The organism is Flavobacterium sp., from assembly GCF_003525665.1.
Classification (GTDB): domain Bacteria; phylum Bacteroidota; class Bacteroidia; order Flavobacteriales; family Flavobacteriaceae; genus Flavobacterium.
This window is the reverse complement of sequence record NZ_DQDX01000042.1, coordinates 1-2285: the sequence shown is the minus strand read 5'-3', so window position 1 is coordinate 2285 and position 2285 is coordinate 1. Positions and strand designations below refer to the sequence as shown.

At 29.9% G+C, this 2285-nt stretch carries 2 protein-coding genes, 1 tRNA gene and 1 pseudogene; 2 read left to right on the top strand and 2 right to left on the bottom strand.

Going from position 1 to position 2285, the window contains the following annotated elements; all coding sequences use genetic code 11:
* Positions 1-179: 179 nt before the first annotated feature.
* The gene (locus DIU01_RS03115) at positions 180-443 is read right to left on the bottom strand and encodes a hypothetical protein (protein WP_290831795.1); all 264 of its coding nucleotides are present in this window, start codon (positions 441-443) and stop codon (positions 180-182) included.
* A 276-nt stretch (positions 444-719) separates the two neighbouring features.
* On the opposite strand from DIU01_RS03115, the pseudogene DIU01_RS03110 reads away from it, so the two are divergent.
* Together DIU01_RS03110 and DIU01_RS15580 are read left to right on the top strand one after the other, a co-directional pair.
* Positions 720-1361: pseudogene (locus DIU01_RS03110) on the top strand (hypothetical protein).
* A 65-nt stretch (positions 1362-1426) separates the two neighbouring features.
* Entirely contained in the window at positions 1427-1717 is a 291-nt protein-coding gene (locus DIU01_RS15580; protein WP_367221686.1) for a hypothetical protein, read from the top strand.
* A 440-nt stretch (positions 1718-2157) separates the two neighbouring features.
* Here DIU01_RS15580 and DIU01_RS03105 read toward each other — a convergent pair.
* Positions 2158-2231 (bottom strand) — tRNA-Arg (locus DIU01_RS03105).
* Between the last annotated feature and the right edge of the window lie 54 nt (positions 2232-2285).

The window sequence follows — 2285 nt, the reverse complement described above, 5'->3', positions numbered from 1 at the left end:
ATAGTTTGAGAAATAGTTTGAGCAAAGTTTGCAATAAGACTTGCAAACTGCTCAAAGTTCTCTTGCAAGGGAACAATTGCATTATTTTCTAATCTTGCAATTGCAATTTTAGTAACAAATACTCCATCTTTATAAAAATCTAAATATTCAGTAAAGATTAAATTGGTTAAACCTGCTTTTTATTTGTCAAATTGTTCTTTCAATATTTTACTTGCAAGGTCAACACCAATATCTTTATCTTCAATATAACAAATAGGAAGATCTTTCCTTGTCAATAAATAATCAGGCACACCGCATTTAACTCTTGCAGGTTCGTTGGTAACTAATACAGCAGGCAAAATTGCAATTATTAGGTTTTGCAAGTCAACACGATAGGAATGATCTCTTGCATTTCCTGTTTTGTATAAAGTGCCGATTTTAGTAATGTGTTGTTGCAAGGTCATTTCAATTTACTGTTTGTGTAGATATAAAATAGATTTTTGCAAATGAATACTTGCAATTACTTTTTTTAGAGTATTGCAAGTGTAATGCAATACTTTAATTTCTATTAGAAATGTACTATTGCAATTTATATCGTACTATCAATGATTAAAAAAAATGGATTGCAAGTCAAGTTATAAATAGATTGCAATACTTTTTTGAATGAAAATTATAGTTATCAAAAATGAAAATGGGAATCTTATTTTAGATAATTTTGAATAAAACTCATTTATAAAATAATGATTGCCTTAATTGATTGCAATAACTTCTATACCAGTCGTGAACGTTTATCTAAGCTAAATTTAAACGTAAAGCCAGTTGTTGTTTTGTCCAACAATGGTGGTAGCGTTAATGCACGTTCAAACGAAGCTAAAGCACTTGGTATTCCGATGGACGCTCCAGCATTTGAATACAACCAACTTTTTGAACAACATAATGTAAATGATTTTTCAAGCAACTACGAATTATATAGAGAATTACGTAATTGCGTGATGAAAATCCTTTCTGACTATTCTACTTAATTTGAAATATACTCTATTGATGAATGTTTCTTAAAATTTACAGGATTTGAAACCTATCTTGATTACAAAACAATGGGTTTAGATATGAAAAGACGAGTTGTAAAGTGGACAAGAATACCAGTTAGTGTAGGTTTTGCAAAATCAAAAGCACTTGCAAAAATTGCCAGCAAGATTGCAAAGAAATTTCCAGTTAAAACAGGTGGTGTTCACATAATTGATACGGAAGATAAACGCATCAATGCATTGAAATGGCCAGAGATTAGTGATGTATGGGTAATTGGACGACAGCATACCACGAGATTAAATGCAATTGGTGTAAAAACGCATTGCAATTCACACAATTGGGCGATAAATGGATAAGAAAAAACATTACTATTCAAGGATTACACCTTTAACATGACCTACTTGGGATTGCAAGTATTAAAATGGAAGTCTTGCAAGACAAGAAAAATATTGCTTGCACTAGAAGTTTTGAGAAAATACATAATGATATGTATAATCTTAGTGAACGAGTAAGCACGTTTTCTACAAATCTTGGAGAGAAATTGCGAAAGCAAAACAGTCATTGCAATTTAATAATTGTATTTTTATTGTCAAATTTTTTTAGAAAAGACTTAGAACAACACCATGCGTTTATCAATATAAAAACAGAGTTTCCTACTAACATTACTTTAGAGATTAATAGACTTGCACAAAATGCATTGAAAAGAATTTAATTATCACAAAAAGCTGGTGTAATTGTTTAGGCTATCACTCCTGCAAATGAATATCAAATCAAACTTTTTGATTGATAGAATCCAAAGTATGTCGATTTGATGAAAGCAATTGATAAAACCAATAAAAAAATTAGGTAGTGAAATCAAGTTAGGTCAAAATGATCTGAATCGAAAATGAAACAATAAAACTAAGTCCTTCTTATTCAACAAGGTTTTCAGAAATATTAACTATTAACTTGTAAATATGCTCAATGAATAATAATCAAATTTATATTAATAATTTGATTTCGTAGTTTAAAAATAAATTAGAATTATTTATTACTATCCACGACTACTTTATAAATGAATAGATAAAAAAAAGGTTTTATCATATTTAATCAAGAATGCTGACTAAATGTTGACTAAAACCTTTGTAAAGTCCCTAAATACAGGGTTAATTGTGATCCCAGAAGGATTCGAACCTTCGACCTACTGCTTAGAAGGCAGTTGCTCTATCCAGCTGAGCTATGGAACCAAAATAAGTTTTTTACTAAAAACTCAAAAAAAGTCGGGGTGGCAGGATTCGAAC

Coding starts and splice junctions, on each gene's coding strand:
- DIU01_RS03115 (WP_290831795.1), bottom strand. CDS start 443: ATGACCTTGCAACAACACATTACTAAAATCGGCACTTTATACAAAACA.
- DIU01_RS15580 (WP_367221686.1), top strand. CDS start 1,427: ATGGAAGTCTTGCAAGACAAGAAAAATATTGCTTGCACTAGAAGTTTT.